The sequence below is a fragment of the Micromonospora sp. NPDC000207 genome, assembly GCF_040300925.1.
Lineage (GTDB): Bacteria > Actinomycetota > Actinomycetes > Mycobacteriales > Micromonosporaceae > Micromonospora.
Genome location: NZ_JBEPEQ010000019.1, coordinates 25,436 through 39,183, shown reverse-complemented (window position 1 = coordinate 39,183; position 13,748 = coordinate 25,436). Strand labels below are relative to the sequence as shown.

The 13,748-nt window shown below is 71.2% G+C and carries 10 protein-coding genes and 1 pseudogene; 6 read left to right on the top strand and 5 right to left on the bottom strand.

Annotation, left to right across the window (positions count from 1 at the left end):
• Positions 1 to 50 precede the first annotated feature (50 nt).
• Positions 51 to 884, bottom strand: a complete 834-nt coding sequence (locus ABT336_RS07205; protein WP_350895632.1) for an ABC transporter ATP-binding protein — start codon at positions 882 to 884, stop codon at positions 51 to 53.
• 270 nt (positions 885 to 1,154) lie between these two features.
• Between ABT336_RS07205 and ABT336_RS07200 the strand changes: the two genes are divergently transcribed.
• Both ABT336_RS07200 and ABT336_RS07195 read left to right on the top strand, forming a co-directional pair.
• The gene (locus tag ABT336_RS07200; RefSeq protein WP_350895631.1) at positions 1,155 to 2,186 is read left to right on the top strand and encodes an ABC transporter substrate-binding protein; all 1,032 of its coding nucleotides are present in this window, start codon (positions 1,155 to 1,157) and stop codon (positions 2,184 to 2,186) included.
• 99 nt (positions 2,187 to 2,285) lie between these two features.
• Positions 2,286 to 3,143 (top strand): ABC transporter permease, encoded by an 858-nt coding sequence (locus ABT336_RS07195; RefSeq protein WP_350895630.1) that lies wholly within the window; start codon positions 2,286 to 2,288, stop codon positions 3,141 to 3,143.
• 93 nt (positions 3,144 to 3,236) lie between these two features.
• Here the strand turns inward: ABT336_RS07195 and ABT336_RS07190 are convergent, their stop codons facing one another.
• Positions 3,237 to 4,418: an ABC transporter substrate-binding protein gene (locus ABT336_RS07190; RefSeq protein ID WP_350895629.1), complete on the bottom strand. Its 1,182-nt coding sequence runs from the start codon at positions 4,416 to 4,418 to the stop codon at positions 3,237 to 3,239.
• 448 nt (positions 4,419 to 4,866) lie between these two features.
• Between ABT336_RS07190 and ABT336_RS07185 the strand changes: the two genes are divergently transcribed.
• The 4 genes from ABT336_RS07185 (at position 4,867) to ABT336_RS07170 (ending at position 9,433) form a co-directional block, all read left to right on the top strand.
• Positions 4,867 to 7,968, top strand: coding sequence for a nitrate- and nitrite sensing domain-containing protein (locus tag ABT336_RS07185; protein ID WP_350895628.1), 3,102 nt, complete (start codon positions 4,867 to 4,869; stop codon positions 7,966 to 7,968).
• Positions 7,965 to 8,372, top strand: a complete 408-nt coding sequence (locus ABT336_RS07180) for a roadblock/LC7 domain-containing protein (RefSeq protein ID WP_007465177.1) — start codon at positions 7,965 to 7,967, stop codon at positions 8,370 to 8,372. The genes ABT336_RS07185 and ABT336_RS07180 overlap by 4 nt, the downstream gene beginning before the upstream one ends.
• Positions 8,373 to 8,463: 91 nt before the next feature.
• Complete coding sequence (locus ABT336_RS07175; protein ID WP_350895627.1) at positions 8,464 to 8,829, top strand: DUF742 domain-containing protein; 366 nt, start codon at positions 8,464 to 8,466, stop codon at positions 8,827 to 8,829.
• Positions 8,810 to 9,433 carry a GTP-binding protein gene (locus ABT336_RS07170; RefSeq protein ID WP_350895626.1) on the top strand — a complete coding sequence of 208 codons (624 nt, stop codon included), beginning with the start codon at positions 8,810 to 8,812 and terminating at the stop codon, positions 9,431 to 9,433. The genes ABT336_RS07175 and ABT336_RS07170 overlap by 20 nt, the downstream gene beginning before the upstream one ends.
• Positions 9,434 to 9,663: 230 nt before the next feature.
• On the opposite strand, the gene ABT336_RS07165 is transcribed toward ABT336_RS07170, so the two are convergent.
• The 3 genes and pseudogenes from ABT336_RS07165 to nirB all read right to left on the bottom strand — a co-directional run.
• A complete protein-coding gene (locus ABT336_RS07165; RefSeq protein WP_350895625.1) occupies positions 9,664 to 10,752 on the bottom strand; it encodes a uroporphyrinogen-III synthase in 1,089 nt (362 codons plus the stop codon).
• On the bottom strand, positions 10,752 to 11,099 hold the full coding sequence (gene nirD / locus ABT336_RS07160; RefSeq protein ID WP_350895624.1) for a nitrite reductase small subunit NirD: 348 nt from the start codon (positions 11,097 to 11,099) through the stop codon (positions 10,752 to 10,754). The genes ABT336_RS07165 and nirD overlap by 1 nt, the downstream gene beginning before the upstream one ends.
• 173 nt (positions 11,100 to 11,272) lie before the next feature.
• Positions 11,273 to 13,741, bottom strand: a pseudogene (nirB, locus tag ABT336_RS07155) (nitrite reductase large subunit NirB); the annotation flags it as partial.
• Between the last annotated feature and the right edge of the window lie 7 nt (positions 13,742 to 13,748).

The following is a 13,748-nucleotide window of genomic DNA, read 5'->3' as shown; positions in this document are numbered from 1 at the left end:
CCCAGCGTGCCGCCACGACGTGGTCCGGCGGGTCTACGTGGGCTTTCCCGTCACCGGTGTGCCGGGCCGGAGGAGGCGGCGGCCGCCGACGCCCCGACCGGCACCGGGGTCCGCTGTCCGCCCTCCGGCGCATGCTGCTCCATGAGGAGTTCGTGCAGGTCCGCGCTGACCTGGGCCACGTCGGCCAGGTGGGCGTTGCGGCCCAGCGACCGGGGTCGGGGGATTGTCACCTCGACCACCTTGCGGATCCGGCCCGGACGGGGGCTGAGCACCACCACCCGGTCGGCGAGCAGCACCGCCTCGTCGATCGAGTGGGTGACGAAGACGATGGTGGCGCGGGTCTCCATGTGGACCCGCTGGAGTTCACCGGAGAGTTCCTCACGGGTCAGCGCGTCGAGCGCGGAGAACGGCTCGTCCATCAGCATCACCCGGGGTTCGCCGATCAACGACCGGCACAGCGACACCCGCTGCTGCATGCCGCCGGAGAGCTCGTGCGGCAGCCGCTTCTCGAAACCGGCGAGCCCGGCGAGGTCCAGCAGCTGCCGGGCCCGGTCCCGGTACTTCGCCCGACTCCAGCCGAAGATCTCCACCGGCAGCAGGACGTTGTCCAGGACCGTCCGCCAGGGAAGCAGCGCCGGCTTCTGGAAGAGCATGGCGATGTCCTGGCGGGGCTTCGTGATCGGCGTACCGGCGACGGTGATCTCGCCACCGGTGACCGGCAGGAGCCCGGCGATCATTCGCAACAGAGTGGACTTGCCGCACCCGGATCGACCGAGGACGGCGACGAACTCACCTTCGGTGACGGAGAGGTCGATGTTGCGTAACGCCTCGACCTGACCGGTGCGACCGGTGAAGGTGCGGGAAACTCCGGTCAGTCGGATCATCCCGACCCGCCTCCTTGAGCTGGGATCCTGCGGGGGACGGTCAGGGTAGCGAAGGACTGTTCACTGCGAACAGTCCGGGGTGGATTTCCTCATGTTTTCCTTTCTCGACCTCAAGTGACTGGTGACCATCAGATAGGAGTCTCGTACGCTGTGCGCGCGAAGAGTCCCCCTCTGATGCCGGAGTGAGCCACCCCCTGGGCTCGCCCGGCCTAGTTCGACGACCCTCCCGGGCGGTGAACCCTGCCCGGTGGGAAAGGACATGGTGCACTGATGAGAAGGCTGACCCGTACGGTCTTTGCCGCTGCGCTGGCCACCACCCTGGCCATGACGGCTGCCTGCAGCAGCGGATCGACCGCCTCCGAGGAGTCAGCGGGTGGTAACGGTGGGTCCCTGGAGAAGGTGACCTACCTCACCTCGTTCGCGAATTTCGGCCGTGACTCGTATGCCTGGGTGGCGAAGGAGAAGGGCTTCTTCAAGGAAGCCGGCTTCGACGTCGAGATCAAGCCCGGTCAGGGTACGGGCGCGGTGATCCAGAACATCGTCGGTGGTCAGGCCCACTTCGGCACCGGTGACCTCACCGCCGCACTGCTGCTGTTCGGCAACGGCCAGGCGAAGGACTTCGTCTCGGTGGCCGCCATCCACCAGCGCACCATGGCGGGCATCGCCACGGTCGAGGGCAGCGGGATCGTGGCGCCGAAGGACCTGGAGGGCAAGAAGCTCGCCGACACCGCCGGTTCCGTGGTCCGGAACCTGTTCCCCACCTACGCCCAGCTCTCGGGCATCGACGTCAACAAGGTGACGTGGGTCAACGGTGACGCACAGAGCCTGATGGGGATGCTCGCCTCCGACTCGGTCGACGGCATCGGACAGTTCGTCGTGGGCCAGCCGACCATCGAGGCGGTCACCAAGAAGAAGGCGGTCATGCTGCCGTACAGCGAGGTCATGCAGGACCTCTACGGCAACGTGCTGTTCACCTCCAGCAAGACCGCGCAGGAGCAGCCGGAGATGGTCAAGCGGTTCACCGGCGCGCTCCTCAAGGGCCTGGAGTACGCCCTGGCCAACCCGCAGGAGGCCGGCGAGATCCTGAAGAAGAACGTCGAGGCGACCAACTCCGCCGCCGCCGCCGCCGAGCTTCAGCTGATGGCCGGGTACGTCCGGTCCAGCAACTCCGGCACCGTCGTGGGCACCCTGGACAACGGCCGGGTCGCCAAGAGCATCGCGATCCTGCAGGGCGCCGGTGCGTTGAAGCAGAACCTCACCCCGGACCAGGTGGTCGACTTCCGCCTGACGCCGCAGAGCTGATCGAAGCATCCATGACCAGGGGGTACGCCCCGCCGATCATTCGGTGGGGCGTACCCCCTGTCGTCCCGGCCCACGGCCGGGAGGTTTGAGGAGGAGAAGATGACCGACGTCCGGGTGCCGGCGGTGGCTCCACCACCGACCACGACGGACAGTCCGGCGGCGAGGGAGCCGACCGGGAAGGGCGCGCACGTACGCGCCGGGACATCGGCGTTGGGGTTGCCGGTGGTCGGACTGCTGATCGCGATCGGCGTGTGGTGGCTGACCGCCCGGCTGGAGCTGGTCCACCCGGCCGCACTGCCCCCACCGGGGTCGGTGCTCGCCGCGTTCGTCGAGAAGCCGGCCCTGATGCTGGACCACACCTGGACCACCACCCTGGAGATCCTGCTGGGTTTCCTGCTCTCGGCGGTGGCCGGTGTCGCGATCGGCCTCTCGCTCGCCGCGTCGCGGACCGTCGAGCGGATGTTCACCCCGTTGCTGGTGGCGATCAACGCGGTTCCGAAGATCACCCTGGGGCCGCTGCTGGTGGTGGCGTTCGGGTGGGGCCAGACACCGATCCTGACCATGGTGTTCCTGCTCTGTTTCTTCCCGATCGTGCTCTCCACCGCCACGGGTCTGACCACCACCCCGGCCGACCTGGCCGAGCTGGTCCGGTCCTGGAACGCGTCCTGGTGGCAGTCGTTCCGCAAGGTCCGGTTCCCGGCCGCGCTGCCGCAGATCTTCGTCGGGCTGAAGGTGGCGATGCCGCTGGCCGCGATCGGTGCGGTGATCGGTGAGTTCCAGGCCGGTGAGGCCGGACTCGGTTTCGTCATCCAGCAGTACGCCGGGATCGGGGACACCGCCACCTCGTGGGCGGCGATCATCCTGGTCGCGGTGGCGAGCATCCTGCTCTACTCGGCGCTGGTGGTCGTGGAGCGGTTCGCCCTGCCCTGGGTCCGGGAGACCACCTCGTACCGCTGACCGGGTTCCGACGCCGTCGGCGGTGGACCACCGGACGCAAAGCCGGCCGGCCTCCTGGGTCAGGAGGCCGGCCGGTTCGTCACCGAGGGCCGGTCAGCCGGCCAGGCGCCACCGGCCGCCCCGGGCGACCAGGGTGGTGAGGGCCTGCGGCATGAGCGCCGAGTGGTTGTCCGGGGTGATCCGGATCGGGCCGGAGAGCCCGTCGAGCTGAGCGGTCTCCAGGACGTCCCGGATGCCGTCCCGGTCGACCTGTCCGGTCGGTCCGGAGCGACGCAGTTCGGCGTCGGCGATCAGCTGTACGGCGTCCGCCGCGAAGGAGGAGAAGCCGTGGTAGCTGCCGTACCGGGCGGTGTAGTCCTGGAACCACTGGCGGCGGGCCGCCTTGGCCGGGGTCGTGGCGATGACGTCGTCGATCGCCATGGTCTGGGTGAAGACCAGTGTCGAGCGGGCGTTCGCCCGCCCCGAGCCACCGAGGAACAGCTCGCCCCCGGCCACCGCGTCGAAGTAGAGGTTCCCGTCGAAGTTCGCCTGCTGGGCGGTGTTCGCGGCGATCGTCGCCTGCTCGGCGTTGGTCCAGAGGATGACGGCGTCCGGGTTTCCGGAGACCAGTTGCTGGACGGGCTGGGCGAGGTCGGTGACGGTGCTGCCGATGGCGATCCGGCGCTGCAGGTCGATGTTGGCCTTGTCCAGCTCCCGGCGCAGGGCGGTCAGGCCCTCCCGGCCGTAGCTGTCGTCGCTGTGCAGCACGGCCACCGTACGGTTGCGGGCCCGCCGGAGCTCGTCGACGAGGACGCTGGCGCTGGCCCCGGCACCGGGGGCGAGCTGGAACACGTACCGGCGGTCGACGACGGGGTTGACGACCTCGCTGGACGCGGCGAGCGCGATGGTGGGGACCCGCCGTTCGTTGATGGTCCGGACCGCCCCCACGGCGCACTCGTTGCAGCCGCCCATGACGACGGCGCTGATCCCGCCGTCGTTGCCGAACTCACCGACGTTGCGCAGCGACTCCGCCGCGTCCGATCGGTTGTCCTTGATCCGCAGTTCGATCCGGCGACCGTTCAGGGCGCCGGAGGCGTTGAGCTGTTCTACCTTCAGTTCCAGGGCACGCTGGTACGCCTGTCCCACCGGCGCCGCAGCGCCGGACAGCTCAAGGTCCGCGCCGATGACGATGGGGCTGGTGTCCTCCTCGGCGGCGCCGAACTGGCAGCCGGTGAGCGTCGTGGCCAGGACGGCCGATGCTAGCGCCGCGATGGTCGCGGTGCGGATGGGGATCAACTCTGTCCTCCAGGGTGCGGCACGGGTCCAAGCCCGGTCACCGCCGGTTCCGCCGTCCTCATTGCAGGATCGGGAATCGTGTGCCGTACGGTGTGCGCGAAGCCTGCAAAACCTTGCCAATGCCAAGCGCTGCGGTCAAGCGCGGGCACCGGCAGCGTTTCGGGACAACCGTCCCACATGCTGGAGACATCAGCTGTTCACAGACGCTCACTTTGCAGATTCATCCGACCACTCTGGATTATATGCCCTGGTCAGGGGCGGTAGAGAATTGGCGGTATCAGGTGATCGCTGCGGGTGTCGGGCTGGGCTCGACGGTTTTCTCCCTCACTGCGGCTTCCCAAACCGGATCTTCTTTGATGAAATCGCGGCCGTGCCGAGCGCGGCCCTGCCCGCCGCACTCGGCGTGGGTCGGCGGGTCAGGCGTGGAAGAAACGACGGAGGCGATGCCGTGAGCACCGGACCTACGACCATGCCCGACGCTGGTGACGGCAAGCTGGAGACAGTACGTCGCCGGCTGCCCCGGCTACGGGACGCCCGGATCCGGTCCAAGCTGGCCCTCATTCTCGTCGTTCCGGTCGCGGCAGTCATCGCATTGGCGACTATCCGACTGATCGCCACCGGCGAGGGCGCCGTCGAGGCCACCCGGATCCGTGCCCTCACCGCGCTCTCCGTCGACGTCTCGGCCCTCACCCAGGACCTGCACCGGGAGCGGATGGCCGCCGCCGCCTACCTGGCCACCCCCGGTCAGTCGGCCGACGACTACAACCTGCGGGTACGCCGTACCGACGAGCGCATCGCCGACTACCGCGAGGAGCGGGCGCGGGTCGGGGCCGTACCGACCTCGGTCGACAACCGGCTCGACGTCATCGACAACCACCTGGACACCCTCAGCGGCACCCGGCAGGGCGTGCTGGACCGTCGGCAGATGCCGGTCGCCGCCGCCGCGCTGCGCTACGGCGTGGTCCTGGGCGACCTGGTCTCCTACGGTGACGTGCTCGCCCAGCTCTCCGGCGACGACCGGCTGGCCGAGAACCGCCGGGCGGTGGCCGCGTTCAGCCGCGCGAAGGGCGCCGTCGCCGAGCAGGAGGCGGTCGCCTTCACCGCCCTGGTCGGTGGTCGCCTCGACGAGGAACAGTTCTCCTCCTTCGTGGCCACCCTGACCGGTCAGCAGGAGGCGCTGCTCTCCTTCTCCCTCGCCGCCGACCCCGCTCAGCGGGCGCTCGTCGACAGCACCGTCTCCGGTGACGCCGTCGGCCTGGCCGACAAGATCGCCAGCGACATCACCCGCTCGGTCGGGCAGAGCGCGCTGGTCACCAAGGAGGAGGCGGCCAACTCGATCGGTGCCGTCAACGACCTGATGCGCTGGGCCGAGGTACGGCTCCAGGACGAGCTGCTCGCCGACGCCGAACAGGCCCGGTCCGAGGTGATCCGGCAGGCGATCGTCGAGGCGATCCTGGTACTGCTCACCCTGATCATCGCCGTGACGCTGGCCGTGATGCTCGCCCGCTCCCTCAACCAGTCGCTGCGTCGACTGCGGGAGGGTGCCCTCTCGGTGGCCAACCACGACCTGCCCGAGGCGGTGAGCCGGCTCCAGAACATCAACAACGTCGGAGACGGCGGTGTGGAGGAGATCGTCCGGCAGGTCCGGGACCCGATCAAGCTCAACACCCGCGACGAGGTCGGGCAGGTGGCCCTGGCCTTCAACGTCGTCCACCAGGAGGCCGTCCGGGTCGCCGCCGAGCAGGCCGCCCTGCGGACCAGCGTCTCGGCGATGTTCCTCAACCTGGCCCGGCGCTCCCAGACGCTCGTCGACCGGATGATCGGTGAGCTGGACGCCATCGAGCGTTCCGAAGAGGACCCCAAGCGGCTCGCCCGGCTCTTCGAGCTGGACCACCTGGCCACCCGAATGCGCCGCAACGACGAGAACCTGCTGGTCCTCGCCGGTGCCGACTCCGCAGTACCGCGCCGCGACGACGCCCTCCTGGTCGACGTGCTGCGCGCCGCCCAGTCCGAGGTGGAGCAGTACAACCGGATCGAGTTCGGCACCGTCGACACCGACGTCTCCGTCGCCGCGCACGCCGTCAACGACGTGGTCCGGCTCGTCGCCGAACTGCTCGACAACGCGACCCGGTTCTCCGCACCGAACACCACCGTCGTCGCCGACGGACGCCGGATCCGGGACTACGTCCTCATCCAGATCGAGGACCGGGGGCTCGGGCTCAGCGACGAGCAACTCGACTCGCTCAACCGCCGCCTGGCCGCACCGCCCACCGTGGACGTGGCGGCGTTCCGGCTGATGGGTCTGGCAGTGGTGAGCCGGCTCGCCTCCCGGTACCAGATCCGGGTGGAGCTGCGCCGCAACGTCGAGGGCGGAACCGTCGCCCAGGTGACCCTGCCCGCTGCGGCAGTGGTGCTGCCCAGCCAGCGGGGCCGGGAGCAGATCGAGAGCCGACCGCGTCAGCCGGAGCCGACCCCCCTGACCCCGGCGAGCGTCAACGGCGACGCCCCGGCCGGTGCCGGTCGAAGCTCGGCGGCGACCATGACCGAGCAGTGGCGCACCGGCACTCCCACCCCCACCCCGCCGGCCAGCTGGCAGACCCCGGTCGACGCCCGGACCAGCGCCCCGCCCGTCCGGGCCGGTGGATCACCGCTGACCACGCCCGAACCGGCCCCGGCCGACCCGGCGGTCCGCAACGGCGGCCTGCCCGCGATGGGTGGCCCCACCGTGGCGATCCCCGCCCTGGACCCGCTGCCCCGGCGGGCACCTGTCGACGAGCCGACCCGGCCCGCGACCCCGGTGCTGCCGGCCGGCCCCACCGCCGGGCTGCCGGCCGCCACCCCGGCACCGACCCCACTGCCCGCTGCTCCGGCACCGAACACCCCGGCCGCCAACCCCGCGGCGGCGGCCCCGGTGACGGGACGTCGCAACCAACCGGCCGAGGCGCCGATATTCCGTGAGATGGAGGCGGTCTGGTTCCGGTCTCACGGCAACGACGAGACCGCCATCTTCACCAGGCCCAGCTTCGACCAACCGCCCACCACCAGCACCCCGACCCCGACTCCGGCGGCTCCCGCCGCGCCGTCCCGTCCGCCGCTGCCGACCCGGACCCCCGGAGCGGTGGCCACCCCGCCGCCGGCCCCGGCACCGGCCCAGACCCCACCCCCGTCGTACACCCCTCCGGCGGCGAGCGCGCCACCGGCCGTACCGACGGCCCCCGCCGAGCCGGCACCGAGCAGCCTTCCGCCCGTCTCGGCCCCGTCGTCCGCCGAACCCGAGGCGTGGCAGACCGCTGCCGACGACGGTTGGACCCGGGCGAGCCGGGCCGCCGAGCCGACCAACTCCGGCACCACCCGTTCCGGGTTGCCGAAGCGGGTCCCGCAGGCCCAGCTCGTACCGGGTGGGATCGAGAACAAGAGCGGACGGGACCGGAGCCGACGGACGCCCGACGAGGTACGCGGTCTACTCTCCGCCTACCACCGGGGTGTCCAACGTGGCCGTACGGCCGGGGCCGACCAGAACAGCACCTCGACCAAGGAGACGAGCCGATGAACAGGCCAGCGGCTATGCAGGACATGGGTTGGCTGCTCACCAACTTCGCCGACAGCGTGGCAGGCATCGCACACGTGGTGGCGGTGTCCGCCGACGGGCTGTTGCTCGCCTCGTCCCGGGACCTTCCGGGGGACCGGGCCGACCAGCTCGCGGCGATCACCTCCGGTGTGGTCAGCCTGACCGAGGGGGCGGCCCGGATGTTCAGCGCCGGTGGCGTCCTCCAGACGGTCATCGAGATGGACAGCGGCTACCTGTTCCTCATGTCGATCAGCGACGGCTCCTCGATGGCGGTCCTCGCCGCCCGTAGCTGCGACGTCGGCCAGGTCGGCTACGAGATGGCACTGCTCGTCGAAAGGGTCGGTGCCGCACTGGTTCCGCTGCCCCGGGATGCCGTGCGATCGTGATACGCATCACCACAGAGGCCGGTGGCCACAGCGCGCCGGGACAGACGTGAACGGCAACCGACCAGTGCCGTACGGGAGGAGGTGACCAGGGATGGACCAACGTCGCTCGGACCCACGGGGTGCGCTCGTACGGCCCTACGCGGTCACCCGCGGTCGCACGGAGCCCCGACAGGACATCGCGCTGGAGGCGGTGCTGACGGCCAGCCCCACAGCTGTTGCGGAGTCCCGTTTCGCCGGACACGACAAGCACCGGATCGCCTCGGTCTGCGAGGGACGGCCGCAGTCGCTGGCGGAGATCGCCGCGTACACCCGGATGCCCCTGGGCGTCTCCCGGGTGCTGGTCGCCGACATGGTGGCCGAGGGTCTGCTGACGCTACACACTGCCGCTCCCGCCGACGGGTACGAGGAGCGCATGGAAATCCTTGGAAGGGTGCTAAGTGGACTTCGCAGGCTATGACCCCGCCGGGGCCCGCCAGAACCGGGGAATCGTCTCGGCGAAGATCGTGGTCGCGGGTGGCTTCGGCGTAGGCAAGACGACCCTCGTCGGAGCGATCTCGGAGATCACTCCGCTGACCACCGAGGCGGTGATGACCGCAGCGGGTGTGGGGATCGACGATCCGTCCAAGGTGCCCGGCAAGGAGACCACCACGGTCGCCATGGACTTCGGTCGTATCACGATGGCCCAGGATCTGATCCTGTACCTGTTCGGCACGCCGGGGCAGACCCGGTTCTGGTTCATGTGGGACGAGATCATCAGGGGTGCGGTGGGGGCCGCCGTCCTGGTGGACACCCGTCGGATCACCGACGCCTTCGCCCCACTGGACTACTTCGAGAACCGCAAGCTGCCGTACGTCGTGGCGCTCAACCACTTCGACGGCGCCTCCCAGTACGAACTCGAAGAGGTGCGCGAGGCGCTGGCGATCTCGCCCGACGTACCGCTGGTGTGGACCGACGCCCGACACCGGGAGTCGGTCAAGCAGGTCCTGGTGACAGTGGTAGAGCACGCCATGATGCGCCTCGAAGCCGAGCACGGCCGGGGTTTCCCCGCCCCCGTCGGCTGACCCGTCCCACCCCCGGAGCCCTCCCCGACGCCCCCCGGCGCCAGGGAGGGCTCCGCCCTGTCCCCCGCCCCTCCGTGCCCCCGCCCCTCCGTGCCCCCCGCTGTCCGGTGCGTTGATCAAGGGGTTTGCGTCAGGGATTCGGCCGCGGGGTGACACAAACCCCTTGATCAACGAGGGGATCCGGGGGAGGGGGAGGGGGACGGTGGGTGGGTGGGGTGGGTGGGTGGGGGTTAGTCGGTGTGGAGGCGGTAGCCGCGTTTGACGACCGTCTGGACGACTCGGGGGGTCTTCAGGCCGGCTCGGAGTCTGGCCACCGCCATCTCCACGGCGTGCTCGTCGGCCCCCCGGGGCAGGGTCCGCAGCAGGGCGGCACGGGACATGACCCGGCCGGGTGAGCGGGCCAGCTCGCGCAGGATCGCCATCGGGGCGGGGGCCAGGTGACGCAGCTCCCCGTCCACCACGGCGGCGTGACCGCGCAGGGTGATCAGGTGACCGGCCGCCTTGACGGTGGTGGTCCGCCTGGGCAGTTCGTCGACGATGGTGCGGGCCAGGGCGCCGAGGCGGGCCCGGGTCGGGGTGGTGACCGGTACGCCCCGACGGCGCAACGGTTCGGCGGTGACCGGCCCGACGCAGCCGGCCATCACCTCCGCCCGCAGGGCGTCGAGCACCGCCGAGGTCCGGTCCCCGGCGGCCCGGATCAAAGCCTCCGTCGCCAGTGCGGAGGTGAAGGTGACAGCGTCGACGAGTCGTCCGGCGATCAGGTCGATCAGCCGGTGCAGGGGGGCCGGGTCGGTAGGGGGAGCCCACCGGTACACCGGGATCTCGATGACCGTGGCCCCGGCCGACTCCAGGGCCAGGGTGCACTCCGGCTGTCGTTCCCCGTGCAGCTGCATGGCGATGACCTGCCCGGCCACCCCGCGTCGCCGAAGGTGGTCGACCACCTCGTCGCAGCTCTCGGAGTCGGGGGACCACTGGTCGTACAACCCGGCGGCCCGGATGGCACCCCGGGCCTTCGGCCCCCGGGCCACCACGTACGCGTCGGTCAGCACCGACCGTAGGGGCTCGGCCAGCCCCCAGCCCTCGGCCGCCTCCAGCCAGCCCCGCATCCCGATCCCGGTGTTCGCCATCAGGATGTCCGGTGGGCGGTCCAGGCAGGCCCGGGTCGCCTCGCGCAGTTCGGTGTCGTCGGCCAACGGCACGATCCGCAGGGCCGGAGCGAGCACCACCCGGGCACCCCGCCGTTCCAGGAGGGCGGCGAGTTCGTCACGCCGCCGGTCGGCGGTCACCCCGATGGTGAAGCCTGCCAGTTCTCCACCCATCATTCCTCCTGTCGCAGCCGCACCTCGACCAGACCGTCGCGGCACCGCACCTCGTGTCGGGACACACCGGCCCCGGGTCGGTCGAGGCAGTCACCGGTCCGCAGGTCGTACACCTGCTTGTGCAGGGGGGAGGCCACTGTCGGCACCCCGTCGCGGCTGCCGACGATGCCCCGGCTCAACACGTTCGCGCCGCTGGCCGGGTCGAGGTTGTCGAGGGCGTACAACCCCTCGGTGGTCCGGAAGACTGCCACCTGGACCCCCTCGACGAGGGCGGCGACCCCCCGGTCGTACTCCAGCCGGGGCAGCGGACAGACCGGGGTCCAGGCCCGGGCGAGGGTCGAGGTCATCGCGGCACCTCCGGACGTCGGGCCTGGGGCAGACCGAGCCGGACCGTCCCGGCGACCGCCGTGTCCCCCCGGTCCGCGCCTCCCCGGCCCGTGCCGACCTGCGCGGTGCCGACCTGCGCGGTGCCGTGCGCGGTGTCGACCTGCGCCGCGCCTCCCCGGTCCGCGCCGACCCGCGTCGGGCCGGTCCGGGCCGGGACCGGTTGGCCCCGGACCAGCTGGAAGTCGATGGAGGGGTCGGGGACCCCCGGGGCGTTGACGAAGGAGGTGAACCGGCGTAGCCGCTCCGGGTCGGCCAGGGTGTCCCGCCACTCGTCGGAGTAGGAGTCGACGTGGCGGGCCATGGCGGCGTCGAGTTCGGCGCAGAGCCCCAGGGAGTTCTCGACGATCACCTCCCGGAGGTGCTCCAGACCCCCCTCCATCGCCTCGATCCAGGCCGACGTGCGCTGCAACCGGTCGGCCGTCCGGACGTAGTAGACGAGGAATCTGTCGATCAGCCGGATCAGGGTCTCGGTGGACAGGTCGGTGGCGAAGAGGTCGGCGTGCCGGGGCTTGAAGCCACCGTTGCCGCCCAGGTAGAGGTTCCACCCGTTGTCGGTGGCGATGATGCCGAAGTCCTTGCTGCGGGCCTCGGCGCACTCCCGTGCGCAGCCGGAGACCGCCGACTTGAGCTTGTGGGGGGCGCGCAGCCCCCGGTACCGCTGTTCCAGGGCGATCGCCAGCCCGACGGAGTCCTGCACCCCGTACCGGCACCAGGTGTCCCCGACGCAGGACTTGACCGTACGCAGGGCCTTGCCGTAGGCGTGCCCGGACTCGAAGCCCGCGTCCACCAGCCGCCGCCAGATCTCCGGCAGCTGCTCGACCCGGGCTCCGAACAGGTCGATCCGCTGACCCCCGGTGATCTTCGTGTAGAGGTCGAAGTCCCGGGCCACCTCCCCGATGACGATCAGCTTCTCCGGGGCGATCTCCCCGCCGGGGATCCGGGGCACCACCGAGTAGCTGCCGTCGCGTTGCAGGTTGGCGAGGAAGTGGTCGTTGGTGTCCTGGAGGCTGGCCTGCTCCCCGTCGAGGACGTACCCGTTGCCGAGGCTGGCCAGGATCGAGGCGACCACCGGCTTGCAGATGTCGCAGCCCCGGCCCACCCCGTGCTCGGCGACGAGCTGGGAGAAGGTACGGATCCCCCGTACCCGGACGATGTCGAACAGCTCCCGGCGGCTGACCGCGAAGTGTTCACAGAGGGCGGTGGACTGGCGTACCCCGGCCGTGTCGAGGAGCTGCTTGAGCATCGGTACGCAGGAGCCACAGCTCGTTCCGGCCCGGGTGCACGCCTTCAACCCCGGTACGTCGGTGCACCCCTGGGCGATGGCGGTCTCGACGTCGTCCCTGGTCACCGCGTTGCAGGAACAGACCTGGGCGGTGCCGGGCAGGGCCGCCGCCCCGCCGCCTGTGGCATCGGCGGGGGCCAGCAGGGACAGCGGGGGACCGGGCAGGGGACCCCCGACGCCGGCCCGCAGGGTGGGGTAGGCGGTGGCGTCCCCGACCAGGATCCCCCCGAGCAGGGTCTGGGCGTCGTCGGAGAGGACCAGCTTCGCGTACGAGCGGGTGGCCGGGTCGGTGTAGGTGACGTCCAGGCAGCCGGGGGTGGTGCCGTGGGCGTCCCCGAAGGAGGCCACGTCCACCCCGAGCAGCTTCAGTTTGGTGGCGGTGTCCGCACCGGGGAAGGTGGCCGTCCCGTCGAGCAGCCGGTCGGCGACCACCTCGGCCATGGCGTACCCGGGGGCGACCAGGCCGTGGCAGGTGCCGTCCACCGCCGCGCACTCCCCGACCGCCCAGATCCGGTCGTCGGCGGTACGGCAGGACCCGTCGACGAGCACCCCGCCCCGGGGGCCGAGGGGCAGCCCGGCGGCCCGGGCCAGCTCGTCGCGGGGGCGGATGCCGGCGGCGACCACCACCAGGTCCGTGTCGACCCGGGTGCCGTCGCCGAGTTCCAGGGCGGCCACCTCGCCCGCCGGGCCGGGGAGCAGGGCGGTGGTGGCCGTCCCCAGGTGACAGGTCACCCCCAACTCCTCGACGTACCGGCGCAGCATCGCCCCACCGGCGGTGTCCACCTGCACCGGCATCAGTCGGGGGGCGAACTCCACCACGTGGGTGGTCAGACCCAGCAGGCGCAGGGCGTTCGCCGCCTCCAGTCCGAGGAGCCCCCCGCCGATCACCGCCCCGGTGTGGCGGCCGGCGGCGTACGCCCGGATGGCGGTCAGGTCCTCCAGGGTGCGGTACGCGAAGACCCCGGGCAGGTCGGTGCCGGGTACCGGGGGCACGAACGGGTACGAGCCGGTGGCCAGCACCACCGCGTCGTACGGGTACTCCCCGACTGTGGTGGTGACCACCCGACGGTCCCGGTCGAGGGCGGTGACCGGCTCGCCCAGGCGCAGCAGGACCCCCTCGTCCGGGGTGTGCAGGTTCAGTTCCTCGGCGCCGACCCCGTCGAAGTACGCCGACAGTCGCACCCGGTCGTACGCCGGTCGGTCCTCCTCGGCGAGGACCGTGACCTGCCAGCGTCGCCCGGTGTCGCGGGCGCGCAGGGCCTCGACGAAGCGCTGCCCGACCATCCCGTTCCCGACGACGACCAATCGTCCGCCGCTCATCCGTTCA